Below are 25,556 nucleotides of genomic sequence, written 5' to 3'. Positions count from 1 at the left end.
GCCGATGTTCGAACCAAGCCCTGTCCTGCTCGCCTTCCTCGTGTTCAAGCGCTTCGTCTTCCTCGAGCTGATCGCCGCGCTGGCGCTCGCCCGCGTGCTGACCGCGCGTGGCGCCTCGCGGATCGTCGCGGGCCTCGCACTGCTGCTGGCCGTGGCCGAAGCCGCGATCCTGCTCGCACCGGTCGCGGGGACGCCGCAGGGGGCGCTCTACCCGAGGCTCGCGCAGCTCATGCAGATGGGCAACGGCATGCTGCCGCTGTTGATCCCGTCGCTGTTCCTCGCGATCAGCGCCTACCTGCCCGGCAAGCGGATGCGGGGGCTCGATTTCGCCCATATCGCGCTTCTGTGGGTGCTGGTCGGCCTCTGGGTCGCGACCATGATCGTCTGAGACGGTGCCGCGCACGGCTGCCCTGCTGAAGGCCGCGAATCTCGCGCTGCTGGTTCTCTACCCTGTCGCCTGGACGGCACCGCTGCTGCGGGCCGGCCTGCTGCCGCTCTTCGGGCTGGAAGAGATCAGCGTGCTCACCGGGCTGCGTGCCCTCTGGCAGACGGAAATCTTCCTCGCGGTGCTTGTCGCGCTCTTTGCGCTCATCGCGCCGCTGGCCAAGACCATCGGCCTCTCGCTCGTCCAGTTCGGTCTGCTGGGCCGACGGGCGCTGGTCGCGCTGAACCTTCTGGGGAAGCTCGCGATGGCCGACATCTTCCTGATCGCGCTCTACATCACGGCGGTGAAAGGCATCGGCATCGGGCGCATCGAGACCGCCTGGGGCCTCTACCTGTTCAGCGGCTGCGTGCTCGCCTCGCTGGTGCTTTCCCTGTTCCAGCGCCGGGATTGACCGTCCCGCAAGACGGAAACAACACCCGGGAATCGGGCCGAATTGTCGATGCGCAATGTTCTCGTATAAGCATTGGTTAAAAATTTTCTAGGTCGCAACGCAACCTTCGGCGTATTCTTGCTGTTGTGATTTAGATCGAAAACAATTTCCGTGGGGCTTTTGAAGATGATCACGCAACTGCGCGCTGGCGGACTGCTCCTTCAATACATCATGCAGCGGGTGACCTTCCTTCTGCTCCTGTCATTCGGGCTGGGCCTTCTGGCCTATACCGTCGCCTGCGCCGCGGGTCAGACTCCGTGGCTCGAAATGCCGCTCGCGTTCGGTGGCCAGATATACGAAGACGCCGGGAACTACGTCCAGGTCGGGCTGACCGCACTGGTCATCGGGATGATGTTCTTCCTGCCCACAAACGCCCGCGTCATGGCGCTTGAGACATCGCACCGAAACTTCCAGATCCGCATGAAGGACGTGGCCCGCGCCTATTCCGCCGCGCATCGTGCCGACCGCGAGGGCGTCTTTACCCTGTCGTCGGAGTTCGACTCGGTTCGTGAACGCATCGCCTTTCTGCGCGATCATCCCGATCTCGGGGATCTCGAACCCTCGGTGCTCGAGGTCGCGGCCCAGATGAGCCACGTCTCCAAGGAGCTGGCGCAGGTCTACTCCGACAGCAACGTGCAGCGGGCACGGGATTTCCTGACCGCGCGCCAGCAGGAAATCGCGGATTTCTCCGTGCGTCTCGAAGAGGCCAAGGTCGTCGCCAACGAGATCCGCCAGTGGCACAATCGCGTCGAGATCGAGGAAGACGTCGCGGAATCGCAGCTCGCCCGGCTGTGCGAGGAACTCGAACAGATTCTGCCCGAGATCGTGCCCGAGCCCGTGGCGCAGGCGCCTCTCGCGCCGTCCGAACATCCCTCCGGCTGGGTGCGCGACAACGACGCCGCCTTCGTCGAGGAGCGCGACGACCAGCGTGTCGTCGCCATGGTCACGCAGCGCGCCGCCGAATAACGCCACGACCGAAGCCCGGTGGCGTCGCGGGGTCTTGCACCTCCGGGCTGCCGCGGCCTAGAAGGCTGCAATGGCGCGCACATCCTCCACTTTCGTCTGTCAGTCCTGCGGCAACACGACCTCGAAGTGGTCGGGGCGCTGCGAAGCCTGTGGCGAGTGGAATACCATCGTCGAGGAAGCGCCGCTGTCCTCCGGGCCGGCCGGCAAGACGCTCGGCGCCGCCAAGGGACGCGCCGCGAAACTCACCGACCTGTCACATCCCGAAGCGCCGCCACCGCGCACCGCCTGCTCCATCGGCGAGCTCGACCGCGTGCTTGGCGGCGGGTTGGTGCCGGGCTCGGCGATCCTCGTCGGCGGCGATCCGGGGATCGGCAAGTCGACGCTGCTGCTGCAGGCCGCCGCCGCCTTCGCGCAGGCCGGTCTGAAGGTGATCTATGCCAGCGGCGAGGAGGCCAGCGCCCAGGTGCGGATGCGGGCGCAGCGGCTGGGGCTGGAGCAGGCCCCTGTGAAGCTTGCCGCCGAGACCAACCTGCGCGACATCATCACCACCCTCGAACGCGAGCGCCCTGCCCTCGTCATCGTCGACTCGATCCAGACCATGTGGGCCGACAACGTCGGCTCGGCGCCGGGTTCGGTCGGACAGGTGCGGGCGGCCGCGCATGAGCTCACGACATTCGCCAAGGGTCGCGACACTGCGGTCATCATGGTCGGCCACGTCACCAAGGACGGCCAGATCGCCGGCCCCCGCGTCGTCGAACACATGGTCGACACGGTGCTCTACTTCGAGGGCGAGCGCGGCCACCAGTTCCGCATCCTGCGCAGCGTGAAGAACCGGTTCGGCCCCGCCGACGAGATCGGCGTCTTCGAGATGACCGGCGGCGGCCTGTCCGAGATCGGCAACCCCTCGGCGCTGTTCCTGTCGGAACGCGGCAACCCGGCGCCCGGCTCGGTGGTGTTCTCGGGCATCGAGGGCACGCGCCCGGTGCTGGTCGAATTCCAGGCGCTCGTGGCACCTTCGCCACACTCGCAACCGCGCCGCACGGTCGTCGGCTGGGACGGCGGGCGGCTTGCGATGATCCTCGCGGTGCTCGAAGCGCGCTGTGGCATCCCCTTTGCGGGGCTCGACGTCTATCTCAACGTCGCCGGCGGCATGAAGATCAGCGAGCCGGCGGCCGACCTCGCCGTCGCGGCCGCGCTTCTTTCCGCGCGCGAGGATGTGGCATTGCCGCCCGAAACGGTGGTATTCGGCGAAATCAGCCTCTCCGGAGCGCTGCGCCCCGTGGCGCAGACTGAAAACCGGTTGAAAGAGGCGCAAAAACTTGGTTTCTCCACGGCCATCCTGCCACGCGGCGGAAAGGCCAAGGGCGGCGGCATGACACTCACCGAGATGCCGGATCTCGCCGCCGTGGTTGGAGAGGTCTTTGGCGCCGGATGACGCTCGGGCAGACAGGGTCGACAAGGGACGGGAACGGATGGAAGGTTTCACTGTAGTAGATGGCGTGGTCGCTGTCGTCATCGTGCTGTCGGCGCTGCTGGCCTACTCGCGCGGCATCGTGCGCGAGGCGCTCGCCATCGCGGGATGGGTCGTCGCGGCGATCTTGGCCTATATGTTCGCCCCGCAGGCTCAGCCTCTCATGCAGGAGATCCCCGTCGTGGGCGAATTCCTGCAAGGCAGCTGCGAGCTTTCACTGATCGCCGCCTTCGCCGCAGTGCTGGCCCTGGCGCTGATCATCGTTTCGCTCTTCACGCCGGTCTTCTCGAGCGTGGTGCAACGCTCTGCGCTCGGCGGCCTCGACCAGGGGATCGGCTTCCTCTTCGGCGTCGCACGCGGCATCCTGCTCGTCGCCATCGCCTTCTTCGTCTACGACACGGTGATCACCGCGCAGGACGTGCCGATGATCGACGACTCGCGCTCGGCGCTGATCTTCTCGCGCTTCACCGACCGGATCGAGGCACAGAACCCCGAGCAGGCGCTCGGCTGGATCACCCAGCAGTACGAAGACCTTGTTGCGGTCTGCCAGGCCCCCGGCGCGAACGACGCCTGATCCCGAGGGCTTTGGCACCGGACCAATAGACATTCCTGAAACGCGCGCAGCTCCGGCTGCGCGCGTTTTTCGTTGGGGATGATGTGTGACGGTGAGCGCCTCGGCCCAGGGCACGCCCGGACAACGCCGGATGCGCCGTCGATATCCTAGAGGATCATCAGCCGGATCAGGTAGGCAATGCTGCCGACCACGAGGATCCCGGCCGCGTAGAGCACGATGAACCAGCCGATCTTCTTCAGCCGGCTCGCCATCAGTGGTAGCCCTCGTCCGGATCGAGCTTCCCGCGGAACACCCAGTACGCATAGGCGGTGTAGCCGAGGATGATCGGGATCAGCACCACCGCACCCACCAGCATGAAGAGCTGCGACGACGCCGGTGCTGCCGCCTGTTGCAGCGTGATGGCCGGCGGGATCACATGCGGCCACATCGACAGGCCAAGCCCCACGAAGCACAGCCCGAACAGCGCCAGCGACAGGATCATCGGCAGCCAGTCCGGACCCCGGCCAGAGGTCAGCGCACGGGCGAGCCACAGCGTCAGGACCGCCACCAGCACCGGCACGATGGCCACCTCGAGGATGCCCGGCCACGCCAGCCAACGCTCGAAGTAGGCGGTCTCGAGGAACGGTGTCGCGGCGCTCACCGCGACGATACCCGCCACGGTCAGCAGTCCGGCGACGCGGGCGATGCCACGTGCCCGCTCCTGGATCGCGCCCTCGGTCTTGATGTTGAGCCAGCAGGCGCCGAGCAGCGCGTAGCCCACCACGACCGACACCCCGCAGAGCAGCGTGAACGGCGTAAGCCAGTCCCACCAGCCACCGGCGTAGTTGCGGCCCTCGACCTCGATGCCTTGCAACAGCGTGCCGAGGATCATGCCCTGAGACATCGCCGCGACGGTCGATCCGCCGATGAACCCGGCGTCCCAGAGCCAGCGCGAGAAGCCGCTGCCCGAGCGCCAGCGGAACTCGAAGGACACGCCCCGGAACACCAGCGCCAGCAGCATGGCGATGATGAGCGGATAGGTCGCTGTCAGGATGATCGCGTAGGCCAGCGGAAAGGCCGCGAAAAGCCCGCCGCCACCCAGCACCAGCCAGGTCTCGTTGCCGTCCCAGACCGGCGCGACCGAGTTCATCATCAGGTCGCGGTCCTTCTTCGTCGGAAAGAACGGGTAGAGAATGCCGAGCCCGAGGTCGAAGCCGTCGAGCACGACGTAGATGAACACCGCGAGCGCGAGCAGCAGCGCCCATGCCGTGGTCAGGTCGATTGCCATGGTCAGGCCCTCCTCATTCCGCCTGCGGGGCGACGTGGCCCTTGTCGGTCAGGATCTGCTGTTGCGGGGTGATGCCGGCGGCGCGGGTCGGCCCCGGTCCGGTCTCGGGCGTCGTCTCGACAGGGTCCGGCGTCTTGTGCATCAGCCGCAGGATATAGGCGACACCGGCCCCGAACACCGCGAAGTAGATCACGATGAAGGCGATGAGCGACCAGCCCACGGCACTGGCGGCGATCGGCGAGACCGCATCGGCGGTTAGCAGTTCGCCGTAGACCACGTAAGGTTGCCGCCCGACCTCGGTGGTGATCCAGCCGGCGATGACCGCGACCAGCCCCGAGGGCCCCATCAGGACCATCGTCCGCCACAGCATCGGCGTCGCGTAGAGATTGCCGCGCCAGCGCGTCCAGAGGCCCCAGAGCCCCGCGCCGACCATCAGGAAGCCGAGGCCGACCATCACCCGGAACGACCAGAACACCACCGCGACGGGCGGCTCCTGCTCGTCGGGCACCACGTCGAGCCCCTCCATGCCGCCGTTCCAGCCCAGCCCGAAGATCACCGAGCTGAGGTGCGGCACCGAAACTTCGTAGTGCATCTCGCCCGCCTCCTGGTCGGGGATGCCGAACAGGATCAGCGGCGCACCGTCCGGGTGGCTCTCGAAATGGCCCTCCATGGCCGAGATCTTCGTCGGCTGGTGCTCGTAGGTGTTGAGCCCGTGCTCATGCCCGAGGATCACCTGCAGCGGCGCGGTGACGACGATCATCCACATCGCCATCGAGAACATCCGCCGCACCACCGCGTTGTGGCTATGCCCCCTCAGGAGCTGCCATGCACCGACGCCGCCGACGATGAAGGCGGTGGTCAGGTAGGCCGCCGTGAGCGTATGCGCGAGCCGATACGGGAAAGAAGGCGTGAAGACGATCTGCCACCAGTCCTCGGGGATGAACTGCCCGTCGGCGTTCATGCCGAAGCCCTGTGGCGTCTGCATCCAGCTGTTCACCGACAGGATCCACGTGGCAGAGATCGCCGTGCCCCCCGCGACCATGGCGGTGGCGAACATGTGCAGCCCCGGGCCGACCTTCTTGCGACCGAAGAGCATGATGCCGAGGAAGCCCGCCTCGAGGAAGAAGGCGGTCAGCACCTCGTAGGCCATCAATGGCCCCACCACCGGCCCGGCAAGGTCCGAGAACCCCGACCAGTTGGTGCCGAACTGGTAGGACATGACGATGCCCGAGACCACACCCATGCCGAAGGCGATGGCGAAGATCTTCTCCCAGTAGTTGAAGATCCGCAGGTAAACCTCGTCCTTTCGCCACAGGTAGAGGGCATTCACAACCGCCAGATAGCTCGCGAGCCCGATGCTGATCGACGGAAAGATGAAGTGGAAAGATACCGTGAAGCCGAACTGAATCCGGGCCAGAAGCGTTGCATCCAGTCCTAGGAATGTGTCCATGTTTCGCTCTCCCATGCACTTGGCCAGTCACCTAGGGCTCGCGAACCGGGCCGCCACCGCGCAATTGCGGCAGGTTGCCGCGCATCGGGATCACGTTCCTGTCAGTCACGCGGCGCTCACAGGAGTTTTGTGATCCTTCCGTGACACTCCGTCGCCTTGGCAGTATGTGGGGGGCACATCTCCCCAATACCGGATTCGGAGCTGCCCTTGTCCGAGCGCCATATGCCCCCCGCCCATCCCTTCGACTTCGATGCCGTCGACGGTGACAAGCTGCATGAAGAATGCGGCGTGTTCGGTGTCATCGGGGTCTCCGATGCCGCGAACTTCGTTGCCCTAGGCCTTCACGCGCTGCAACACCGCGGCCAGGAAGCCGGCGGCATCGTCTCCTACGCCCCCGAGCACGGTTTCAACTCGGCCCGTCGTTTCGGCTACGTCCGCGACAACTTCACCAAGCAGTCGCTGATGGAAACCCTGCCCGGCGCACTGGCCATCGGCCACGTGCGCTACTCCACCGCCGGATCCAAGGGCGCCGCGATCCGCGACGTGCAGCCTTTCTTCGGCGAGTTCTCGATGGGCGGCGCCGCGATCGCCCACAATGGCAACATCACCAATGCCGAGGCCCTGCGCCGCGAGCTGATCGAGCGCGGCTCGATCTTCCAGAGCTCGTCGGACAGCGAATGCATCATCCACCTGATGGCCCGCTCGCTGCAACGCGACATCCCGGCACGGATGGAAGACGCGCTGCGCCGGGTCGAGGGCGCCTTTTCGGTCGTCGCCATGACCCGCACCAAGCTGATCGGCGTGCGCGATGCCCTTGGCGTCCGCCCGCTGGTGCTCGGCAAGATCGGTGACGGCTGGGCGCTGAGCTCGGAAACCTGCGCACTCGACATCATCGGCGCCGAGTTCGTGCGCGAGGTCGAGCCGGGCGAGATGGTGGTCATCACCGAGAAGGGCGTCGAGAGCACCCGGCCCTTCCGCAGCCGCAACTCGCGCTTCTGCATCTTCGAGCACGTCTATTTCTCGCGCCCCGATTCGATCATCGGTGGCCGCTCGGTCTACGAGACCCGCCGCCAGATCGGCGTTGAGCTTGCGCGCGAGGCCCCGGTCGAGGCCGACCTCGTCTGCCCGGTGCCCGACAGCGGCACCCCGGCGGCGATCGGCTACGCGCACGAGTCGGGCATACCCTACGGCATGGGCATCATCCGGAACCAGTACATGGGCCGGACCTTCATCGAGCCGACCGAGCAGATCCGCAACATGGGCGTGCGGCTCAAGCTCAACGTCAACCGCGCGCTCATCCGCGGCAAGCGGGTGATCCTCGTCGACGACTCGGTGGTGCGCGGCACGACCTCGCGCAAGATCAAGGAGATGATCCTCGATGCCGGCGCCGCCGAGGTGCACTTCCGCATCGCCAGCCCGCCGACCTCCTGGCCGTGCTTCTACGGCGTCGATACGCCCCAGCGCGAGAAGCTGCTCGCCGCCACCATGTCCGAAGACGAGATGTGCGCGCATCTCGGCGTCGACTCGCTGAAATTCATCTCGCTCGACGGGCTCTACCGCGCCGCCGGCGAGGCGGACGGGCGCGACAACAGCTGCCCGCAATACTGCGACGCCTGCTTCTCCGGCGAATACCCGGTCGAGCCGGCGGACATGATCGAGAAGGGATTCAAGCTGAAAGCCGCCGAGTAACCGGCGGCTTCGGCCCCTCCCCTTGCACGACCCCGTTCCAGGTGCCATCTGCAGCCTGTCAGAGCCGCTGACCGCCCGCGCCATGCGCCGGCACAGCGAGAACTCTGCCTCCGCGGACCAGGATTGGCAGGCCGCGGCCACCCACCTCAGAACGGGATTTCGACATGCTGACTTCCTCCTTGCGCCCGGTCGCACGGCCGGACAAGCTCGATGTGGCGCGTTACGTGAAGACTGGCCCCGAAACCGGGGACGCGGCGTCGCTCGCCACCAAGCAGAGCATCCTGAACCCCTCGGCGCTCATCGTGCTCGGAATCTTCGGCACCGATGACGACCGCAAGGCGCTGGTGCGCACGCCCGACGGTCGCACCGGAACCTACCGCGCCGGAGACCGGATCGAGGGCCGCGCCATCGTGGCGGTCGACGACGACTCGCTGCTGGTCCGGGTCAACGGACGCGCGCACCGCCTTCAACTGCCCTCCTGACGCAGCCACGCCCCGACGGGGTCACGGTGTGGCGACCGCCTGCCGACCGGCAGGCGACCTTTCGCCACCCGCGTGCACCTCACCCGAGCGTGAGCGCAGGCCTGCTTTCCCGGCCTTCGCCGGGATTGTATTTCGATCCGACCAAGGCAGAACCGACAACGCAAGAGATGGGAGACAGCTCATCATGTCACAGGCAGGCACACCCCCGGCGGTCGCCGCGACCGCGACGAAACGCGCAGACATTCCCCGTTCGGGCCCCGTCCTTCTGGGCATCTTCGGCCGCGACTCTGCGCCCCGGGCGCTGGTCCGGCTGCCCGGCGGACGCACCGCCTCGGTGCGCGTCGGGGATCGCGTCGGCAACCGCCGCGTCGTCGCGATCGACGAGACCCGCATCGCGCTCGCGCGCAACGGCAAGGGCTACTGGCTCGACCTGCCGCAGGTGAACTGAACGCGGCCCCCGCGCGGCGGGCTGACGCGTTGACAAGGCGCGCGCGCCGCGCCAAAGGGGCGGGCATGACCGACCAGATCGCCATTGTCACCGGTGCCTCGCGCGGACTGGGCTTTGCCCTGGCCGAGGCACTCGCGCCCCGCTACCACGTCGTTGCCGTCGGCCGGACCACCGGCGGGCTCGAGGATCTCGACGACCGCATCAAGGCCCGCGGCGGCAGCGCCACGCTCGCCCCCATGGACATCACCAAGCCCGAGGCGATGGCCCAGCTCTGCCGGTCGGTCTACGACCGCTGGGGCGGCGCGGCGCTCTGGGTGCACACGGCGATCCACGCGGCCCCGCTTGCCCCGGCGAGCCACATGGACCACAAGGATTTCGACAAGTCGGTGGCGGTCAACGTGACGCCGATGGGCTATCTCGTGCCCTACATGGCGGCGCTTCTCGGCGAGACCGGGCAGGCACTGTTCTTCGACGATCCGCACACGGGCGAACGCTTCTACGGTCACTACGGTGCGACCAAGGCGGCGCAGATCTCGGTTGCCAAGAGCTGGCAGGCGGAAAGCGTCAAGACCGGCCCCAAGGTCCAGATCCTCGAGCCGCGCCCGATGAACACCGCCACCCGGATGCGCTTCCACCCCGGCGAGGACAAGTCGGCGCTGGCCTCGCCCTACGACGAGGCCGCGCGGCTGCTCGCAGAGGCGGGGCTGACCGCGCCCGCCTCCTGAGCCCTGGCTCGCCGACACGGTCAGTGGGGGCGGATCACTCCGCCGCCACGACCTCCTGCCGCTGCTCCCCGAGTTTCTCGACGCGCAGTTCCATGACGTCGCCCGCGCGCAGGAAGCGCGGGGGTTTCATACCCAGCCCTACACCCGACGGCGTGCCCGTGGCGATCAGGTCGCCAGGGACGAGCTGCATAAAACGGCTCATGTAGGAAACGATCTCGGCGACGCCGAAGATCATGTCCGAGGTGTCGCTGTCCTGCACCCGCTCGCCGTTGAGATCGAGCGACAGGCCCAGGGCCTGCGGGTCCGGCACCTCGTCGGCGGTCACCAGCCACGGCCCGCAGGGCCCGTATCCCGGTGCCGACTTGCCCTTGATCCACTGGCCGCCGTGCTCCATCTGCCAGGCGCGTTCCGACAGGTCGTTGACCACGCAGTAGCCAGCGACATGGTCAAGCGCCTCGGCTTCCGAGACCTGCCAGCAGGGCTTGCCGATCACCACGCCGAGCTCGACCTCCCAGTCGGATTTCTCCGATCCCGGCGGAATGGTCACAGCATCGTTCGGACCCGCGAGCGCCGATGCGGCCTTGGAGAACAGGATCGGTTCGGCCGGCGGCTTGGCACCGGTTTCGGCGGCATGCTTCGCGTAATTCAGCCCGACGCAGAAGAAATTCGGCACGGCTCCGAGACAGGCGCCGATGCGCGCCCCCTCGGGCAGCACCGGCAACGTGGTCAGGTCGATGCCCCGGATCGTCTCGAGCGCCGCGAGCGACACGCCCTGCCCCGTGAAGTCCGGCACGTGGCCGGAAAGGTCGCGGATCTGGCCGTTCTCGTCGATCACCGTCGGCCGCTCTTCTCCCGGCGGCCCCACACGCATCAGTTTCAACTGTCGTCCTCCTTCTTGATGTTCGTCTCCGCCTCGGCGGCAAGCGCCTCGGCGATGTCGTCGGCCATCGAGCCCAGGTGCGCCTCGACCGCGGCAGTCACCGCTTCCGTGTCGCGCGCCAGAAGAGCCCGTGTCAGCCGCTCGTGATGACCGACCACCCGGTCCCGGTTGCGTCGCATCCGTGCCGGCAGGTAGCGCGCCCGCCACAGCCGGGCGAGGTAGGCACCATGCGTCTCGGCCAGTGCCGGATTGTGCGAGGCCAGCGCGATCTGCCGGTGAAACGCCATGTCGAGCTCGAAGGCGTCGAGCGCGTCGAGCCGGTCGTAGTTCTCGGCGACCTCGCGGTGCTGCGCCGCGATGGCGTCGAGCTCGTCCTGCGTGGCCTGCGAACAAGCAAGCTGCGCCGAAAGCTTCTCGAGCGCTTCGAGCACCACCACCTGGTCGCGGATTTCCCTGATGGTGGGGCTGGCCACCACCGGGCTGCGGGCCGGGCGCAGCACCACGAGCCCCTCCTTGGCAAGAATGCGGATCGCCTCGCGCATCGGGGTGCGGCTCACGCCCATGGTGGCGGCGCTGTCGCGCTCCTTGATCGGCGCGCCGGGCGGCAGCGTGCCGCGCAGGATCGACCGGCGCAGCCGCGCCGCGATCTGCTCCGCCAGCGTTTCCTGCGGCGCCTCCATGCGGTCTCAGCCCCGGCCGATATAGGGCATCGCGGTGGCCATCACGGTGACGAACTGCACGTTCGCATCGAGCGGCAACGACGCCATGTGCAGCACGGTCTGCGCGCAATGGCTGGCGTCCATCACCGGCTCGGGCGCGATCTCGCCGCTGGCCTGCGGCACGCCCTCAGCCATCGGCGCCGCCATGTCGGTCAGCGCGTTGCCGATGTCGATCTGGCCGCAGGCGATGTCGAAGGCCCGGCCGTCGAGGCTGAGGGATTTCGTCAGCCCGGTGATCGCGTGTTTCGAGGTCGTGTAGGGCACCGAGCCCCAGCGCGGCACATGCGCCGAGATCGACCCGTTGTTGATGATCCGCCCGCCCTGCGGCGTCTGCCGGCGCATCTGGCCAAAGGCCGCGCGGGCGCAGAGCACCATGCCGGTGATGTTCACCGAGGCAAGCGCCAGCCAGTCCTCGACCGGGATCTCGTCGATCATCGCCGCCTTGCTGAAGATGCCGGCGTTGTTGAAGAGCGCGTCGATCCGGCTCCATCGGTCCGCGACCTGTGCGAAACCCGCGTCGACCGCTGCCGGCTCGGACACGTCGAAGGGCACGACCAGCGCGTTCGGATCGCCGTTCGCGGTCTCGACGAGCGGCGCCTCGCGACGGCCCACCAGCGCCACGCGCCAGCCCGCTTCGAGAAACGCCTGCGCCGTCACGCGGCCGATGCCGCTGCCCGCACCGGTGATCACGATGCCCTGTGTCATGCGATATGCTCCCCCGATTGTGCATCCCCGTGGATCCCGGCGATTTCCGGCCGCCCGTCCGCTTGCCCACACTCGTCCGGCTGGTATACCGATTGCAAGAGCAATCCCAGAACCCCGGACCTTCCCATGACCGCCTTCGAGGCTCTCGACCATCTTCTCGGATCGCGCTTCACCACGACGCTGGCGGCGCGGCAGCAGAATGCCCACAACGAGGCGCATTACGACGAGGCCCTGCCCGACGCCGTGGCCTTTCCCGAGACCACCGAGGAGGTCGCGCAGATCCTGCGCACCTGCGCCGAAGCCGGTGTGCCCGTCACGCCCTTCGGCACCGGCACCTCGCTGGAGGGGCAGCACCTTGCCGTCAACGGCGGCGTGAGCCTCGATTTCTCGCGGATGAACCGCATCCTGTCGGTGAACGATGCCGACATGAACGTCGTGGTGCAGCCGGGCGTGACCCGCAAGCAGCTCAACGAGGAGCTGCGCGCCACCGGCCTGTTCTTCCCGATCGACCCCGGCGCCGACGCCTCGCTCGGCGGGATGGCGGCGACGCGGGCAAGCGGCACCACCGCCGTCCGTTACGGCACCATGCGCGAGAACGTGCTGGCGCTCGAAGCGGTCATGGCCGATGGCTCGGTCATCCGCACCGGCACGGCGGCGAAGAAGTCCTCGGCGGGCTACGACCTGACGCACCTGCTGGTGGGCTCCGAGGGCACGCTCGGTCTCATCACCGAGCTCACGCTGAAGATGCACGGCCAGCCCGAGGCGGTGGCCGCCGCCACCTGCCGCTTCGAGACGGTGGAAGACGCGGTCGACTGCGTCATCCTGACGATCCAGAGCGGCATCCCGATGGCGCGGATCGAGCTGGTCGACGAGATGATGGTGCGCGGCTTCAACCTCCACGCGGGCACCGGGATGCCCGAGAAGCCGCATCTTTTCCTCGAGTTCCACGGCGCGCCGCAGGCGGTGGCCGAGCAGGTCGCCACCTTCCGCGAGCTTGCCGCCGATGCCGGTGCCGAAGGCTGGCAGGAGGCCGCGACCACCGAGGAACGCACCGCGCTCTGGAGCCTGCGCCACGGCGCCCTGCCCGCCATCGGCGCGCTCGATCCCGGGGCCGGGAAGCGGACCTATTCCACCGATGTCTGCGTGCCGATCTCGCGACTGGCCGAAGCCGTCGCGGTGGCCAAGGAAGAGGCACGCGCGCGCGGGCTGATCTGCACCATCGTCGGCCACGTCGGCGACGGCAACTTTCACTGCGGCGTGCGCTTCGACCCAGCCGACCGCGCCCAGCTCGACGCGGTGCTGGCGTTCTCCGGCGCGCTGGCCGAGGCGGCGTTGCGGCTCGGCGGGACGGTCACCGGGGAGCATGGCATCGGCCTTGGCAAGCAGAAATACATGGATGCCGAGCACGGCGCCGCGCTCGACTGGATGCGGCGGGTGAAGACAGCCTTCGATCCGCAGGGTATCCTCAATCCCGGCAAGCTGATACCGCCGGAATCCTGACACCACGTTTCAAACCACAGGAGTGACGCAATGGGCGCCTTTCTCGCCCTCGGGGAATGCATGGTCGAACTGTCCTCGGCCGGCGGCGATCTCTATCGCCGCGGATTCGCCGGAGACACGTTCAATACCGCCTGGTACGCCCGGCGGCTTCTTCCGGCCGACTGGACCGTCGGCTACGGCACCTGCGTCGGCGAGGACAAGGCCAGCCAGGAGATGCTCGACTTCATGGCCGCCGAGGGCATCGAGACCTCGGGCATCCGGCGGGTGCCGGACGCCACGGTGGGGCTCTACATGATCTCGCTCGAAGAGAACGGCGAACGCAGCTTCTCCTACTGGCGCGGCCAGTCGGCGGCGCGGCGCATGACCGAGGACCTCAAGTGGCTCGACGGGCTGCTCAAGGACCGCGACATGATCCACTTTTCGGGCATCACGCTGGCGATCCTGCCGCCGAAGAGCCGCGAGTTCTTCTGCGGCGCGCTCGCCCGCGCCCGCCAGCGCGGAGCAATCGTCGCCTTCGACACCAACCTGCGCCCGAAGCTCTGGGAAAGCCGCGAGGCGATGAAGGCGGGGCTGACCATGGGCGCGCGCACCGCCGATATCGTGCTGCCGTCCTTCGACGAGGAGACCGAGCTGTTCGGCGACGCGACCCCGGAGGCGACCGCCGAGCGCTACCGCAAGCTCGGCGCCGACTTGGTGGCCGTCAAGCAGGGCCCCGGCGCGCTGACCGTGTCGCAGCGCGAGGCCGGCCTGCTGACCGTGCCCTCGGTGCCGGTGACAAAGGTCGTCGACACCACCGCCGCCGGCGACAGCTTTGCCGCCGGGCTGCTGTCGGGACTGGCCATGGGGCTGCCGCTGGAAGAGGCGGCGGCGCAGGCGATGGGGCTCGCGGCGCGGGTGATCCAGGCGCCGGGCGCGCTGGCGCCGTCGGCGGTGGCGCCGGCCTGAGACTGGATCTTCGCGGATGGCGGGGTGCGGTGGCGGAGTGCGGATGTCGCTCCGGCGCCGCGCCGGCGGCACCGGCCGGCAGCGAGGGGCGCTGCCCCTCGCGCTCCCCGAGGGTATTTGGAAAGAGAAGAAGGGAGGACGTCGCGCTGCCGGTCGATGGGCGCGACGCGTGAGTGATGTCTGCGCGGGGGCCGTCGAGGGCGCGGTGAGGGTCGCCGGGGAAGCCTGCCGCGCGGTTGCGGCACGGCCCCCCGCGGCGGCTCAGGTGTTGAAGAGGAAGTGCAGGACGTCGCCGTCCTTGACCGTGTAGGTCTTGCCCTCGGCGCGCATCTTGCCGGCTTCCTTGGCGCCCTGCTCGCCGCCCTGCGCCACGAAATCCTCGTAGGCGATGGTCTCGGCGCGGATGAAGCCCTTTTCGAAGTCGCCGTGGATGACGCCGGCCGCCTGCGGTGCGAGCGTGCCGGTGCGGATGGTCCAGGCGCGGGCTTCCTTGGGGCCGACGGTGAAGTAGGTCTCGAGGTGCAGCAGCTCGTAGCCGGCGCGGATCAGGCGGTCGAGCCCGGCCTCCTCGAGGCCGAGCTCGGACAGGAACATCTCGGCCTCCTCGCCGTCGAGCTGGCTGATCTCCTCCTCGATCTTGGCGGAGATCACCACGTGGGCGTTGCCCTGCTCGGCGGCCATCGCGGCGACCTTCTCGGAGAGCGCGTTGCCGGTGGCAGCCTCGTCCTCGTCGACGTTGCAGACGTAGAGCACTGGCTTGGAGCTCAGCAGCTGCAGCATGTTCCACTGCTTGCGGTCGTCGTCGTCGACCTCGACCATGCGGGCGGGCTTGCCCTGTTCGAGCATCTCGAGCGCGGCCTTCATGAGGCGCTCCTGCTGGACCGCCTCCTTGTCGCCGCCGCGCACCTTGCGCACGATGTTCTGGAGGCGCTTCTCGAGGCTCTCCATGTCGGCGATGATCAGCTCGGTCTCGATGGTCTCGGCGTCGGCCACCGGGTCGACCCGGCCGTCGACATGGGTCACGTCCTCGTCCTCGAAGCAGCGCAGCACGTGGGCGATGGCGTCGGTCTCGCGGATGTTGGCGAGGAACTGGTTGCCGAGGCCCTCGCCCTTGGAGGCGCCCTTAACAAGGCCCGCGATGTCGACGAAGGTCATCCGCGTGGGGATGATGTTCTGCGATTTCGCGATCTTCGCCAGCGTGTCGAGGCGCGAGTCGGGCACGGCGACCTCGCCCACGTTGGGCTCGATCGTGCAGAAGGGAAAGTTCGCCGCCTGCGCCGCGGCGGTCCTGGTCAGCGCGTTGAAGAGGGTCGACTTGCCGACGTTCGGCAGACCCACGATGCCCATGCGAAATCCCATATCCTGCTCCTTAGGCTGGCGTTCGGCGCCTTCTAGGCAGGGATGCCTCCGAGCGCAAGGGAGCGCGCGGCCTGCTGCGCATCGAGCGCCGGCAGCGCGCGACGCCAGAACCTGAGCAGCAGAAGGACCGCCGCCGCCCCAAGGCCTATGGTCAGCCCGAACCAGACGCCCACCGTGCCGAAGCCTCCGTGCAGCCCGAGCAGCCAGCCAGCCGGCAGGCCGAGCCCCCAGTAGGAGACGGCCGCGATGATCATCGGGCCGCGCGTGTCCTGCAACCCGCGCAGCAGGCCGAGCGCCACCACCTGCAGCGCGTCGACCAGCTGGAAGGCCGCCGCGACCATCAGCAGCGCGACGCCGATGGCCAGGATCGCCTCGCGCTGGGGGTCGTCCGGCGACAGGAAGATGCCCACCAGCGCCTCGGGCACGAGGAGGAACAGCGCCACCGTCACCACGACCGCCGCAATGGACAGCGCGAAGACCGTCCGTGCGTCGCGCCGCAGGAAGACCGCATCGCGACGGCCCCGCGCCTGCCCGGCGCGGATCGTTGCCGCGTTGGCGAGGCCGAGGTGAATCATGAAGGTCGCGGCGGTGATCTGCAGGCCGATGCCATGCGCGGCCAGCGGCACCGGTCCGAACAGGCCGATCAGGATCGCCGAGGCGCCGAACAGCCCGACCTCGGCCAGGGTCGTCAGCCCGATGGGCAGACCCAGCGAGAAGACGTCGCGCAGGAGTTCGACGTCGGGCCGCCAGAAGCGCTGCCAGAGCGGGTATTGCGGCAGTTGCACACGAGCATAGAGGGCGCAGCCGGCGAAGGACACGCCATGCGAGACGAGCGACGCCACCGCGGCGCCCCGGATACCGAGCTCGGGCGCACCGAAGTTGCCGAAGATCAGCATGTAGTTGGCGAGCGCGTTGGCCAGCGCCGCCAGCACGGTGATCCAGAACACCATGCGGGTGTGCTCCAGCGCGCCGAGGTAGCTCTTGAACACCATGACGCCCAGGGCGGGAAGCAGGCCGAACCCGGCGACCCGCAGGTAGGTCTGCGCGTCGCGCGCCACCTGCGGTGCCTGCCCGAGCGCCTCGAGCGCGGGGGCCGAGAACCACATCAGCGGCATCGCCAGAAGGAACACGCCGATAGACAGCCACAGGCTCATGCGGGTGGCCCGGCGGATCATCGTGTGGTTTCCCTCGGCATCATACTGCGCGATCATCGGCGTGACCGCCCAGGCGAAACCCGAGCCGAACAGGAAGATCACCGCGAAGGCGGTGGTCGCAAGTGTGAGACCGGCCAGCTCCGCCACGCCGTAGCGGCCGATCATCGCCGCATCGGTCAGGCCGATGGCCATCTGCGCCAGATGCCCGCCGACCAGCGGCAGGCCGAGGAGCAGGAGACCCCGGGCATGGGTTCGATATGGAAGTCGGGTGGTCATGCGCGCGCTCTAGCCCCCGGGCGCGACCGCGGCAAGCCGCAATCTGCGGTTGCGCCTTGTCGGGCCTCAGAGCGCCCGCAGGACGAATTGCCCCGCGAGGACGGCGATCATGGCGCCGGCTGCCACCTCGATGCCCCCCATGACGCGCAGGGCGCCCGGACCGCTCTCGAAGCGCGTGAGTGCCCCCTCGCGCAGGACGACCGAGGCCAACGCGACGACCACGGTCACGGTGGCGGTGCCGAGCCCCATGGCGAAGGCACCGAGGATACCGGCGCCATCGAGCCCCATCCGCCAGGTCAGGATGAGCAGGAACAGCGCCCCCGTGCAGGGGCGCAGCGCGATGGCTCCGATCAGGGCCGCGGCATCCCGCAGCGAGCGCACCGCTTCGGCCTGCTCGGCGGTCGGCGCATGGGCATGGCCGCAAGTGGTGCAGACCGCGTCGTCGGGCACGTGGTGGTGGTGATGCTCGTGCGTCCCCTGCGTGGCCTCCCCCGGGCGCGACGCCGGCCAGAGCTTGCGCGCCCCGCGCAGCACCAGCCACGTGCCAATTAGCGCAATGGCCGCGTAGCTCGCCGGTGCGAACCATGCCTCGGCCGCGCCGGTCAGCTCGCTCCGGCCCCAGCCCAGCAACCACACGCCGGCGTAGACGAGCCCCACCGCCGAGGCGGCCTGCGCCAGGCTGGACGCCACCGCGAGGACCGAAAGCCGCAGAACCGGCACGCGCCGTCCGACCCCGTAGCCTCCGATCAGCAGCTTGCCATGCCCCGGCCCCGCAGCGTGAAAGACCCCATAGGTGAAACACACCGCCAGCAGGGTCGCGAGCGCGCCCGGATCGCCGGCCCGAAGCGCCCTCAGGCCGCCGGCCATGAACGTCTGCGCCTCGCGCTGACCATCGGCGGCCAGCCTTGCCACGAGATCGGCACCACCGAAGCCCCAAAGCCAGAGCGCAAGCCCTGCCACGGCGAGGGCACCACTCAGGAGGAGGGCGCGCATGTCAGCGTGATCCTCTCCGCATAATATTTTCCGACCTCCAGCAGCTCGAACTGATCCTCGGGCACCTGCGCGAGTTCCTCATCGACCGCCCGTTCAGCAGCCTCCGTGTCGGGCGCCTCGACCTCCGCCCGGCAAGGCTCCGGCAGCGCGACCCCGCCCGAGACCTCGTAGGCGACATAGTAGGTCGGATCGAATTGGCGGATCTCGACTCCTTCGGCCGGTGTCGGTGCCACGTCGCGATAGTGAACCGACACGAGTTGCCCGTCGATCAGCTGCACGCCGCGCCCCTCCGGCGCCCCGAGCGCCAGAGAACGCCCCTCCGCGTCGCGAAGGTAGAGATCGCCCTCGAAATCCTCGGGCCAGTTGTCCAGATCGAAGCGCTGCACCTGCTCGAGCTCGTCCGGCGCAAGAACGCCGTCACCGTCGGCGTCGAGCCCCATGTCCTCGAGTATCAGCAGGCTGAAGAGCGCGTCATAGGCCCATGTCACCTCTATCCCGGTGAGCTGTCGCTCGGAGTCGAGGCTCAGCCGCAGCGTCGTGTCGACGAAGACATGCGGATGCGCCCGCGCCGGGATCGCGGGCAGAAGCAGCAGAAGACAGGCAAGCCATTTCGTCATGGCCGGGAACTTACCTTCTCCCCGTGGCTTTACAATAGGCGGTGCAACGGCATCGGCGGATCGGCGCAAGTCGCCGCGAGAGCGTTGAAAAAGAGGTGTGTTCAAACATGGAGACGGCGTCGGATACCGAACTTGAAGGGTTTGCACGGGGCGCGCGCGCCTTTCTCGAGGATCTGTCCCGCTACAACACGAGGGCGTGGTTCCGCGAGAACAAGTCGCGCTACGATGCCGAGGTGAAGCGCCCCGCCGAAACCCTCGTCGCGAGCGTTGCCTCGGGGCTCGAAGACGCCCATGGCCTCCCGGTGCATGGCAAGGTCTTCCGGCCCCATCGCGACATCCGCTTTTCCGACGACAAGACACCGTTCTTCACCCATCTCCACGCCGCCTGGAGCGTGCCCGACGGCCGAGGCTGGTATTTCGGCCTCTCGCCCTCCTACGCCTCGGCGGGTGGCGGCGTGATGCAGTTCGACGAGGAGCAGGCCGCGCACTGGCGCGGCGCGGTCGACGGCCCGGCGGGCGCGGCCCTCGAGGCCGCGCTGGCGGTGCCCGGCGCACGGCTCGATCCGCCCGATCTCGACGAGGTGCCCGAGCCCTACCCCGACGATCACCCCCGCGCCGACCTGTTGCGCCGGCGCGGTTGTCTGCTCTGGCTCGACGACCTGTTCGAGCCGCTCGACCGGGATCCCGCGGCGGGACTTCTGGATGCCTTCGACCGCATCGCGCCGCTGCAACGCTGGCTCGGCGAGCATCTCTGAGCGAAGCGTATCCGCTCAGCTGCCCACGTGCCGGTTCGACGGGTGCAGCGCCGTCCCGAGGATATGGTCGGCCCGGTGGATCACATGCGCCGCACCGCCCACGATCAGCGGGTCCGGTGGCGTGGCGATCCTGCGGTCCTTGCCCGGATAGTCGAGCGTCGACAGGAAATGCCGCATGCAGTCCAGCCGCGCGCGTTTCTTGTCGTTCGATTTCACCACGACCCAGGGCGCATCGGCGGTATCGGTGTAGAAGAACATCGCCTCCTTCGCCTCGGTGTAGTCATCCCACTTGTCGAGGCTCGCCTTGTCGATCGGCGACAGCTTCCACTGCTTGAGCGGATCTGTCTCGCGGCTCTTGAAGCGGCGCTTCTGCTCGTCCTGCGTGACCGAGAACCAGTACTTGTAGAGCCGGATGCCCGCCCGCACCAGCATCCGCTCGAGCTCGGGCGTCTGCCGCATGAACTCGAGATACTCGTTGGGCTCGCAGAACCCCATCACCCGCTCGACACCCGCGCGATTGTACCACGAGCGATCGTAGAGCACCATTTCACCGGCGGTCGGCAGATGCTCGATGTAGCGCTGGAAATACCATTGGCCCTTCTCGACATCCGAAGGCCGGTTCAGCGCCACGACGCGCGCGTGCCGCGGGTTCAGGTGCTCGGTGAAGCGCTTGATCGTGCCGCCCTTGCCGGCGGCATCGCGGCCCTCGAACAGCAGCACGCATTTCTGCCCGGTCTGCTGGAACCACAGCTGGACCTTCAGAAGCTCGGCCTGCAGCTGCGCCTTCTGACGCTCGTAGCTGCGCCGCGACAGCTTGGTCTGATAGGGATACTCGCCGGTCTCGAAGGCATGGCGGATCTCGTCCGGCGTGGGCGCCGGCGCGTGCAGGCGGCGCCTCTGGGGCGCGGGGTGGGCCTCCGCCCCGGCATCGGGCCGGGTCTGCGGATCGAAGGGCACCGTCTCCCCGTTCGGCATCGCGTCGGTGCTGGCGGCGGGGGGCTTTTGCGTCTCGTCCATGCGGCTCCTTTCGGCATCGGTTGCGCGCAGCTTGCCCCGCCCGCCCCGCGCCGTCCTTGACCCGTGTCAAGAAACCGCGCCCCGCGCCGCCGCGCCCGACATGGCATTGATTTTCCCGCAGGCTTGCGGCAGACCACGCCGGTGGACAGGGAAAGGAACGCCATGACTCGCATCGACGACAAGTTCGCGGCTCTCAGGGCCGAGGGAAAGAAGGCCTTCGTCGCCTACGTCATGGCCGGCGATCCCGACTACGAGCGCTCGCTCGAGGTGGTCAAGGGCCTGCCCGCCGCCGGCGTCGACGTGATCGAGCTGGGCCTGCCGTTCACCGATCCCATGGCCGACGGCCCGACCATCCAGCTCGCCGGACAGCGCGCGCTCGAGGCCGGGATGACGCTCGAGCGCACCCTGCAGATGGTCCGCGCCTTCCGCGAGACCGACAACACGACCCCCATCGTGCTCATGGGGTACTACAACCCGATCTACAGCCGCGGCGTCGACACGTTCCTCGCGGATGCGACCGAGGCCGGCATCGACGGGCTGATCGTCGTCGACCTGCCGCCCGAGGAGGACGACGAGCTCTGCATCCCGGCGCAGAAGGCGGGCATGAACTTCATCCGGCTCGCCACGCCCACCACCGACGACAAGCGCCTGCCCAAGGTGCTGCAGAATACCTCCGGCTTCGTCTACTACGTCTCGATCACCGGCATCACCGGCTCCGCCGCCGCCGAGGCCACCGACGTCGGCCCCGAGGTGGCGCGCATCAAGGCCAAGACCGACCTGCCCGTCATCGTGGGCTTCGGCATCCGCACCCCCGATGCGGCGCAGAGCATCGCCGGCGTCGCCGATGGCTGCGTGGTGGGCTCCGCGATCGTCGCCGCCCAGGCCGAGGGCAAATCCGCCGAAGACGTCCTCGCCTTCGTGAAGACCCTCGCGGACGGCGCCCACCGCGCCTGATCCCGGGCGGGAGGCACGCGCCTCCCGCAACCAGTTACAGGACCGCGCCCTCGCCACCAGCAGGCCGCGGCCCTGCTCTTCTCCGGTTCGAAAAATACCCTCGGGGGAGTCCGCGGCACGCGGACGGGGGCAGAGCCCCCCACAACCCTAGGGACACACACCGCCGGACGGGACCGCGCCCCGCCCGACGGTCGCGCGCGCCTTACTCCGCCGCCTGCGCAGCGTCCGTCTCGAGCCCTGCGCCCTCGTCGAGGCCGAGCATGATGTTAAGGTTCTGCACCGCCGCGCCGGACGCCCCCTTGCCGAGGTTGTCGAGCACTGCCACCAGCGCCACGGCGCCATTGTCGCGGTTGCCATGCACCGACAGCTCCAGCCGGTTGGTGCCGTTCAGGCGCTGCGGCATCACCCGCGGCTCGTGCACCGACGGATCCACCACCGACACGAAGCGCTCGCCCGCGTAGGCCGCCCGCAGCGCCTCTTCGGCCGAGCCGATATCCCCGGATCCGAGACCGGCAAGCTCGACCGCCACGGCCATGCCCTGCGCGTAATGTCCCACCGACGGCACGAAGACCGGCGCCTGCGACAGCAGCCCGTGTTTCGTCATCTCCGGCAGGTGCTTGTGGCCCTGGCCGACACCGTAGAGGAAGCCGCCCGAGATCTCGCCGTTCTCGAACTCGGCGATCATGCCCTTGCCGCCGCCGGTATAGCCCGAGACGCCCGAGATCGCCGGACGCGAGGCCGGATCGATGATCCCGGCCGCGACCAGCGGCCGGATCAGCGCGATGGCGCAGGTCGACCAGCAGCCCGGGTTCGAGACGTGCCGCGCATTCGCGATGGCGGCGCGCTGGCCCTCGGCCATCTCGGCGAAGCCGAAGACCCAGTCGTCGGCCACCCGGTGCGCGGTTGAGGCGTCGATGATCCGCGTGCCGTGCGGTTCCGCCAGCGCCACGGTCTCGCGCGCGGCATCGTCGGGCAGGCAGAGGATCGCGACGTCGGCCTCGGCCAGCGCCTCGGAGCGCGCCCCGGCATCCTTGCGGCGTTCATGGGCGACCTTCACAAGCGCGATATCGTCGCGGCGCTCGAGCCGCTCGCGGATCTGCAGTCCCGTGGTTCCGGCTTCGCCGTCGATGAACACCTTGTAGGCCATGGCCCGTCTCCTTTGTTTCCGCGCGTCCATAGCAGACCCGCCGGCGAATGGGAACGGCCCGGATGACCCCGGATTACCCCAGCGTCACGTCGAGCAGCATCATCAGGATCAGCCCCGCCAGAAGCCCGGTCGTGGCGCGGTTCTGGTGGCCGTGACGATGGGTCTCGGGAATGATCTCGTGACTGATGATATACATCATCGCGCCCGCGGCGAAGGTCAGCCCGACCGGCAACACGTAGGTCGAAACGGTCACCCCGGCGACGCCGAGAATGCCGCCCAGCGGCTCGACCAGCCCGGTCAGCAGCGCGATCCAGACGCTGCGCAGCCGACCGTAGCCCTGCCCGCGCAACGCCACCGCGACCGCCAGCCCCTCTGGCGCGTTCTGCAACCCGATGCCGGTGGCCAGCGACATGCCGTTGCTGACGTCGCCGCCACCGAAGCCGATCCCCACCGCCATGCCCTCGGGGAAGTTGTGGATGGTGATCGCGAGGATGAAGAGCCACAGCTTAGACAGCGCGCCGGGGTCCGAGCCCTCGGGGCCGGAAACGAAATGCTCGTGCGGCACGAGATGGTTCAGCGCCGCCACCGCAGCCGCACCGAGCGCGATCCCGAGACCCGCCGCCAGCGCCGCCATCGGCACCGAGCCGTAGATGCGTTCGCCGTGGTCGATGCCCGGCAGGATCAGCGAGAAGAACGACGCCGAGATCATCACCCCCGCCGCGAAGCCCAGCATCATGTCGTTGGTCCGGCGGGTGATCTCGCGCCCGAAGAGCACCGGCAGGGCGCCGATGCCGGTCATCAGGCCCGCCCCCATGCTGGCCAGGAATCCCCAGAGGATCATGCGCGCGTCTCCCGTGCCGTGGCCGCGCGTCCGGCCACCGCCCCAACCAGTTGCGCCGCGGCGCGGAAATGTCCAGCCTTCGAGATTGCCTCGGACGCGCCGAATTGGTAACCAAACCTGACCAGAGGGCCTCAAGGAGCGCGCCATGCCCACGATCACCGAAATCGAGGATCTCAAGCGGATCTACAAGCGGCGCGTGCCGAAGATGTTCTACGACTACTGCGAGTCCGGCAGCTGGACCGAGCAGACCTTCCGCGACAACGTCTCGGACTTCAACGAGTTGCGGTTGCGGCAGCGGGTGGCCGTCGACATGACCGGCCGCAAGACCGCGACGCAGATGATCGGCCAGGACGTCTCGATGCCGGTCGCTCTGGCGCCGGTGGGGCTCACCGGGATGCAGCACGCCGACGGCGAGATCCACGCCGCGCGCGCCGCCGGCAAGTTCGGCGTCCCCTACTGCCTGTCGACCATGTCGATCTGCTCGATCGAGGACGTGGCCGAGAACACCGACGCGCCATTCTGGCTGCAGGTCTACACGCTCAAGGACGACGACTTCATGCAGCGGCTCTTCGACCGCGCGAAGGCGGCGAAATGCTCTGCGGCAGTCATCACAGTCGACCTGCAGCTGCTCGGGCAGCGCCACAAGGACATCAAGAACGGCCTTTCCGCGCCGCCGAAGCTGACGCCGAAGTCGGTGGCCAACATGATGACCAAGGTGCCCTGGGGGCTGGAGATGCTGCAGACCAAGCGGCGTTTCTTCGGCAACATCGTCGGCCATGCCAAGGGCGTCGACGATCCCTCGAGCCTGAGCACCTGGACCGCCGAGAGCTTCGACCAGGCGCTCGACTGGGACCGCATCCGGCAGTTCCGCAAGATGTGGGACGGCCCGCTGATCATCAAGGGCATCATGGACCCGCGCGATGCGCTCGAGGCCTGCAACGTCGGCGCCGACGCCATCGTGGTGAGCAACCACGGCGGCCGCCAGCTGGATGGCGCGCTGAGCTCGATCCGGGCGCTGGCGCCGATCATGGACGCGGTGGGCGACCGCATCGAGGTGCATCTCGATTCCGGCGTGCGCTCCGGCCAGGACGTGCTGAAGGCGGTCGCCATGGGCGCCAAGGGCTGCTGGATCGGCCGCGCCTACATCTACGGCCTGGGCGCCATGGGCGAGACGGGCGTCTCGGAGGCGCTGCGGGTGATCCACAAGGAGCTCGACACCTCCATGGCGCTCTGCGGCCGCACCGACATCGAGACCGTCGACCGCGACATCCTGATGATCCCCAAGGGGTTCTCCGGCGACTGGGAGAACTGAGGCGGCGGGACCGGAGGGGGCGCTGCCCCCGTCCGCGTGCCGCGGACTCCCCCGAGGGTATTTGGAAAGAGAAGAAGACCGGGGCGTGGCGCGGGGTGCGGTCAGGCGGGGGCACGGGCGCTGCGGCGCATCCAGGGAACCAGGGCGAGCGGCACGAGGCAGAGGACCAGCGCCACGGCCGCGAAGGCCGCGGCGAGGCCCACCGCGCCCGACACGACCCCCATCATCGGCGGACCGAGGAAGAAGCCGAGGTAGCCGATCATCGACAGCCGCGCGATGGCGGCGGCGCGGGCCTCGGGCGTGACGCGGGCCGCCACGAAGGCGAAGCCCATGGGCACCAGCAGCGAGGCGCCGAGCCCCAGCGCCGCGAAGCCCGCGTAGGCCAGCATCAGCGTCGGCGCGAACGCGGCGAGCAGGCCGCCGGCGGCCGCCACC

Annotated in this window: 28 protein-coding genes; 14 read left to right on the top strand and 14 right to left on the bottom strand. The window is 68.5% G+C overall.

What is annotated here, in order from left to right:
* The first annotated feature begins 4 nt into the window (after positions 1-4).
* The 5 genes from D6860_RS11710 (at position 5) to D6860_RS11690 (ending at position 3,886) form a co-directional block, all read left to right on the top strand.
* Positions 5-388 (top strand): hypothetical protein, encoded by a 384-nt coding sequence (locus tag D6860_RS11710; protein WP_076624781.1) that lies wholly within the window; start codon positions 5-7, stop codon positions 386-388.
* A gap of 22 nt (positions 389-410) precedes the next feature.
* Positions 411-836: a paraquat-inducible protein A gene (locus tag D6860_RS11705; RefSeq protein ID WP_076625444.1), complete on the top strand. Its 426-nt coding sequence runs from the start codon at positions 411-413 to the stop codon at positions 834-836.
* A 165-nt stretch (positions 837-1,001) separates the two neighbouring features.
* On the top strand, positions 1,002-1,841 hold the full coding sequence (locus D6860_RS11700; RefSeq protein ID WP_076625445.1) for a DNA repair protein: 840 nt from the start codon (positions 1,002-1,004) through the stop codon (positions 1,839-1,841).
* Positions 1,842-1,911: 70 nt separating this feature from the next.
* On the top strand, positions 1,912-3,276 hold the full coding sequence (radA, locus tag D6860_RS11695; protein WP_076624782.1) for a DNA repair protein RadA: 1,365 nt from the start codon (positions 1,912-1,914) through the stop codon (positions 3,274-3,276).
* A gap of 37 nt (positions 3,277-3,313) precedes the next feature.
* Positions 3,314-3,886, top strand: coding sequence for a CvpA family protein (locus D6860_RS11690; protein WP_076624783.1), 573 nt, complete (start codon positions 3,314-3,316; stop codon positions 3,884-3,886).
* 146 nt (positions 3,887-4,032) lie between these two features.
* Here the strand turns inward: D6860_RS11690 and D6860_RS11685 are convergent, their stop codons facing one another.
* Genes D6860_RS11685 through D6860_RS11675 form a run of 3 tightly spaced genes read right to left on the bottom strand, consistent with a single transcriptional unit; the run spans position 4,033 to position 6,603 of the window.
* Positions 4,033-4,137 (bottom strand): hypothetical protein, encoded by a 105-nt coding sequence (locus D6860_RS11685; RefSeq protein ID WP_017466991.1) that lies wholly within the window; start codon positions 4,135-4,137, stop codon positions 4,033-4,035.
* Positions 4,137-5,153, bottom strand: a complete 1,017-nt coding sequence (cydB, locus tag D6860_RS11680) for a cytochrome d ubiquinol oxidase subunit II (protein ID WP_076624784.1) — start codon at positions 5,151-5,153, stop codon at positions 4,137-4,139. The genes D6860_RS11685 and cydB overlap by 1 nt, the downstream gene beginning before the upstream one ends.
* A gap of 13 nt (positions 5,154-5,166) precedes the next feature.
* Complete coding sequence (locus D6860_RS11675) at positions 5,167-6,603, bottom strand: cytochrome ubiquinol oxidase subunit I (protein WP_076624785.1); 1,437 nt, start codon at positions 6,601-6,603, stop codon at positions 5,167-5,169.
* 222 nt (positions 6,604-6,825) lie between these two features.
* Between D6860_RS11675 and purF the strand changes: the two genes are divergently transcribed.
* The 4 genes from purF (at position 6,826) to D6860_RS11655 (ending at position 9,947) form a co-directional block, all read left to right on the top strand.
* The gene (purF, locus tag D6860_RS11670) at positions 6,826-8,292 is read left to right on the top strand and encodes an amidophosphoribosyltransferase (RefSeq protein ID WP_076624786.1); all 1,467 of its coding nucleotides are present in this window, start codon (positions 6,826-6,828) and stop codon (positions 8,290-8,292) included.
* Between the two features lie 164 nt (positions 8,293-8,456).
* The gene (locus tag D6860_RS11665) at positions 8,457-8,774 is read left to right on the top strand and encodes a hypothetical protein (RefSeq protein ID WP_076624787.1); all 318 of its coding nucleotides are present in this window, start codon (positions 8,457-8,459) and stop codon (positions 8,772-8,774) included.
* A 184-nt stretch (positions 8,775-8,958) separates the two neighbouring features.
* Complete coding sequence (locus tag D6860_RS11660) at positions 8,959-9,222, top strand: amidophosphoribosyltransferase (protein WP_076624788.1); 264 nt, start codon at positions 8,959-8,961, stop codon at positions 9,220-9,222.
* A gap of 65 nt (positions 9,223-9,287) precedes the next feature.
* Complete coding sequence (locus D6860_RS11655; RefSeq protein ID WP_076624789.1) at positions 9,288-9,947, top strand: SDR family NAD(P)-dependent oxidoreductase; 660 nt, start codon at positions 9,288-9,290, stop codon at positions 9,945-9,947.
* A 34-nt stretch (positions 9,948-9,981) separates the two neighbouring features.
* Here the strand turns inward: D6860_RS11655 and D6860_RS11650 are convergent, their stop codons facing one another.
* Genes D6860_RS11650 through D6860_RS11640 form a run of 3 tightly spaced genes read right to left on the bottom strand, consistent with a single transcriptional unit; the run spans position 9,982 to position 12,251 of the window.
* Positions 9,982-10,827: a fumarylacetoacetate hydrolase family protein gene (locus D6860_RS11650; RefSeq protein ID WP_076624790.1), complete on the bottom strand. Its 846-nt coding sequence runs from the start codon at positions 10,825-10,827 to the stop codon at positions 9,982-9,984.
* On the bottom strand, positions 10,824-11,507 hold the full coding sequence (locus tag D6860_RS11645) for a GntR family transcriptional regulator (protein ID WP_076624791.1): 684 nt from the start codon (positions 11,505-11,507) through the stop codon (positions 10,824-10,826). Before D6860_RS11645 ends, D6860_RS11650 begins: the two co-directional genes overlap by 4 nt.
* Before the next feature lie 6 nt (positions 11,508-11,513).
* Positions 11,514-12,251, bottom strand: a complete 738-nt coding sequence (locus D6860_RS11640; protein WP_076624792.1) for an SDR family oxidoreductase — start codon at positions 12,249-12,251, stop codon at positions 11,514-11,516.
* Positions 12,252-12,377: 126 nt separating this feature from the next.
* Here D6860_RS11640 and D6860_RS11635 point away from each other — a divergent pair, with 126 nt between their 5' ends.
* The gene (locus D6860_RS11635) at positions 12,378-13,751 is read left to right on the top strand and encodes an FAD-binding oxidoreductase (protein ID WP_076624793.1); all 1,374 of its coding nucleotides are present in this window, start codon (positions 12,378-12,380) and stop codon (positions 13,749-13,751) included.
* A 30-nt stretch (positions 13,752-13,781) separates the two neighbouring features.
* The gene (locus tag D6860_RS11630; RefSeq protein ID WP_076624794.1) at positions 13,782-14,696 is read left to right on the top strand and encodes a sugar kinase; all 915 of its coding nucleotides are present in this window, start codon (positions 13,782-13,784) and stop codon (positions 14,694-14,696) included.
* Between the two features lie 261 nt (positions 14,697-14,957).
* Here D6860_RS11630 and ychF read toward each other — a convergent pair whose 3' ends face one another.
* The 4 genes from ychF to D6860_RS11610 all read right to left on the bottom strand — a co-directional run bounded on the left by ychF (position 14,958) and on the right by D6860_RS11610 (position 19,095).
* Positions 14,958-16,055 carry a redox-regulated ATPase YchF gene (ychF, locus tag D6860_RS11625; protein WP_076624795.1) on the bottom strand — a complete coding sequence of 366 codons (1,098 nt, stop codon included), beginning with the start codon at positions 16,053-16,055 and terminating at the stop codon, positions 14,958-14,960.
* 32 nt (positions 16,056-16,087) lie between these two features.
* The gene (locus tag D6860_RS11620; protein WP_076624796.1) at positions 16,088-17,485 is read right to left on the bottom strand and encodes an MATE family efflux transporter; all 1,398 of its coding nucleotides are present in this window, start codon (positions 17,483-17,485) and stop codon (positions 16,088-16,090) included.
* 66 nt (positions 17,486-17,551) lie between these two features.
* Positions 17,552-18,478: a nickel/cobalt transporter gene (locus D6860_RS11615; protein WP_076624797.1), complete on the bottom strand. Its 927-nt coding sequence runs from the start codon at positions 18,476-18,478 to the stop codon at positions 17,552-17,554.
* Entirely contained in the window at positions 18,460-19,095 is a 636-nt protein-coding gene (locus D6860_RS11610; protein WP_076624798.1) for a DUF1007 family protein, read from the bottom strand. Before D6860_RS11610 ends, D6860_RS11615 begins: the two co-directional genes overlap by 19 nt.
* Before the next feature lie 107 nt (positions 19,096-19,202).
* Between D6860_RS11610 and D6860_RS11605 the strand changes: the two genes are divergently transcribed.
* A complete protein-coding gene (locus tag D6860_RS11605) occupies positions 19,203-19,850 on the top strand; it encodes a TIGR02453 family protein (RefSeq protein ID WP_076624799.1) in 648 nt (215 codons plus the stop codon).
* 15 nt (positions 19,851-19,865) lie between these two features.
* Here the strand turns inward: D6860_RS11605 and ppk2 are convergent, their stop codons facing one another.
* Positions 19,866-20,867: a polyphosphate kinase 2 gene (gene ppk2, locus D6860_RS11600; protein ID WP_229743296.1), complete on the bottom strand. Its 1,002-nt coding sequence runs from the start codon at positions 20,865-20,867 to the stop codon at positions 19,866-19,868.
* A 162-nt stretch (positions 20,868-21,029) separates the two neighbouring features.
* Here ppk2 and trpA point away from each other — a divergent pair, with 162 nt between their 5' ends.
* Positions 21,030-21,821: a tryptophan synthase subunit alpha gene (gene trpA, locus D6860_RS11595; protein WP_076624800.1), complete on the top strand. Its 792-nt coding sequence runs from the start codon at positions 21,030-21,032 to the stop codon at positions 21,819-21,821.
* 202 nt (positions 21,822-22,023) lie between these two features.
* Here the strand turns inward: trpA and argC are convergent, their stop codons facing one another.
* A complete protein-coding gene (gene argC / locus D6860_RS11590) occupies positions 22,024-22,968 on the bottom strand; it encodes an N-acetyl-gamma-glutamyl-phosphate reductase (protein WP_076624801.1) in 945 nt (314 codons plus the stop codon).
* Positions 22,969-23,041: 73 nt separating this feature from the next.
* Positions 23,042-23,809, bottom strand: a complete 768-nt coding sequence (locus tag D6860_RS11585; protein WP_076624802.1) for a ZIP family metal transporter — start codon at positions 23,807-23,809, stop codon at positions 23,042-23,044.
* A 145-nt stretch (positions 23,810-23,954) separates the two neighbouring features.
* Between D6860_RS11585 and D6860_RS11580 the strand changes: the two genes are divergently transcribed.
* Positions 23,955-25,121, top strand: a complete 1,167-nt coding sequence (locus tag D6860_RS11580; RefSeq protein WP_076624803.1) for an alpha-hydroxy acid oxidase — start codon at positions 23,955-23,957, stop codon at positions 25,119-25,121.
* Positions 25,122-25,222: 101 nt separating this feature from the next.
* On the opposite strand, the gene D6860_RS11575 is transcribed toward D6860_RS11580, so the two are convergent.
* On the bottom strand, positions 25,223-25,556 hold a 334-nt coding region (locus D6860_RS11575; RefSeq protein ID WP_128549241.1), incomplete at its 5' end, for an MFS transporter.

Origin of the sequence: Salipiger sp. D13 (assembly GCF_003703915.1) — a bacterium.
In the GTDB taxonomy this organism is placed as follows: domain Bacteria; phylum Pseudomonadota; class Alphaproteobacteria; order Rhodobacterales; family Rhodobacteraceae; genus Salipiger; species Salipiger profundus.
This window is presented reverse-complemented; position numbering and strand designations above follow the sequence as displayed.

Coding starts and splice junctions, on each gene's coding strand:
- D6860_RS11710 (WP_076624781.1), top strand. CDS start 5: ATGTTCGAACCAAGCCCTGTCCTGCTCGCCTTCCTCGTGTTCAAGCGC.
- D6860_RS11700 (WP_076625445.1), top strand. CDS start 1,002: ATGATCACGCAACTGCGCGCTGGCGGACTGCTCCTTCAATACATCATG.
- radA (WP_076624782.1), top strand. CDS start 1,912: ATGGCGCGCACATCCTCCACTTTCGTCTGTCAGTCCTGCGGCAACACG.
- D6860_RS11690 (WP_076624783.1), top strand. CDS start 3,314: ATGGAAGGTTTCACTGTAGTAGATGGCGTGGTCGCTGTCGTCATCGTG.
- D6860_RS11685 (WP_017466991.1), bottom strand. CDS start 4,137: ATGGCGAGCCGGCTGAAGAAGATCGGCTGGTTCATCGTGCTCTACGCG.
- cydB (WP_076624784.1), bottom strand. CDS start 5,153: ATGGCAATCGACCTGACCACGGCATGGGCGCTGCTGCTCGCGCTCGCG.
- D6860_RS11675 (WP_076624785.1), bottom strand. CDS start 6,603: ATGGACACATTCCTAGGACTGGATGCAACGCTTCTGGCCCGGATTCAG.
- purF (WP_076624786.1), top strand. CDS start 6,826: ATGCCCCCCGCCCATCCCTTCGACTTCGATGCCGTCGACGGTGACAAG.
- D6860_RS11665 (WP_076624787.1), top strand. CDS start 8,457: ATGCTGACTTCCTCCTTGCGCCCGGTCGCACGGCCGGACAAGCTCGAT.
- D6860_RS11660 (WP_076624788.1), top strand. CDS start 8,959: ATGTCACAGGCAGGCACACCCCCGGCGGTCGCCGCGACCGCGACGAAA.
- D6860_RS11655 (WP_076624789.1), top strand. CDS start 9,288: ATGACCGACCAGATCGCCATTGTCACCGGTGCCTCGCGCGGACTGGGC.
- D6860_RS11645 (WP_076624791.1), bottom strand. CDS start 11,507: ATGGAGGCGCCGCAGGAAACGCTGGCGGAGCAGATCGCGGCGCGGCTG.
- D6860_RS11640 (WP_076624792.1), bottom strand. CDS start 12,251: ATGACACAGGGCATCGTGATCACCGGTGCGGGCAGCGGCATCGGCCGC.
- D6860_RS11635 (WP_076624793.1), top strand. CDS start 12,378: ATGACCGCCTTCGAGGCTCTCGACCATCTTCTCGGATCGCGCTTCACC.
- D6860_RS11630 (WP_076624794.1), top strand. CDS start 13,782: ATGGGCGCCTTTCTCGCCCTCGGGGAATGCATGGTCGAACTGTCCTCG.
- ychF (WP_076624795.1), bottom strand. CDS start 16,055: ATGGGATTTCGCATGGGCATCGTGGGTCTGCCGAACGTCGGCAAGTCG.
- D6860_RS11620 (WP_076624796.1), bottom strand. CDS start 17,485: ATGACCACCCGACTTCCATATCGAACCCATGCCCGGGGTCTCCTGCTC.
- D6860_RS11615 (WP_076624797.1), bottom strand. CDS start 18,478: ATGCGCGCCCTCCTCCTGAGTGGTGCCCTCGCCGTGGCAGGGCTTGCG.
- D6860_RS11610 (WP_076624798.1), bottom strand. CDS start 19,095: ATGACGAAATGGCTTGCCTGTCTTCTGCTGCTTCTGCCCGCGATCCCG.
- D6860_RS11605 (WP_076624799.1), top strand. CDS start 19,203: ATGGAGACGGCGTCGGATACCGAACTTGAAGGGTTTGCACGGGGCGCG.
- ppk2 (WP_229743296.1), bottom strand. CDS start 20,867: ATGGACGAGACGCAAAAGCCCCCCGCCGCCAGCACCGACGCGATGCCG.
- trpA (WP_076624800.1), top strand. CDS start 21,030: ATGACTCGCATCGACGACAAGTTCGCGGCTCTCAGGGCCGAGGGAAAG.
- argC (WP_076624801.1), bottom strand. CDS start 22,968: ATGGCCTACAAGGTGTTCATCGACGGCGAAGCCGGAACCACGGGACTG.
- D6860_RS11585 (WP_076624802.1), bottom strand. CDS start 23,809: ATGATCCTCTGGGGATTCCTGGCCAGCATGGGGGCGGGCCTGATGACC.
- D6860_RS11580 (WP_076624803.1), top strand. CDS start 23,955: ATGCCCACGATCACCGAAATCGAGGATCTCAAGCGGATCTACAAGCGG.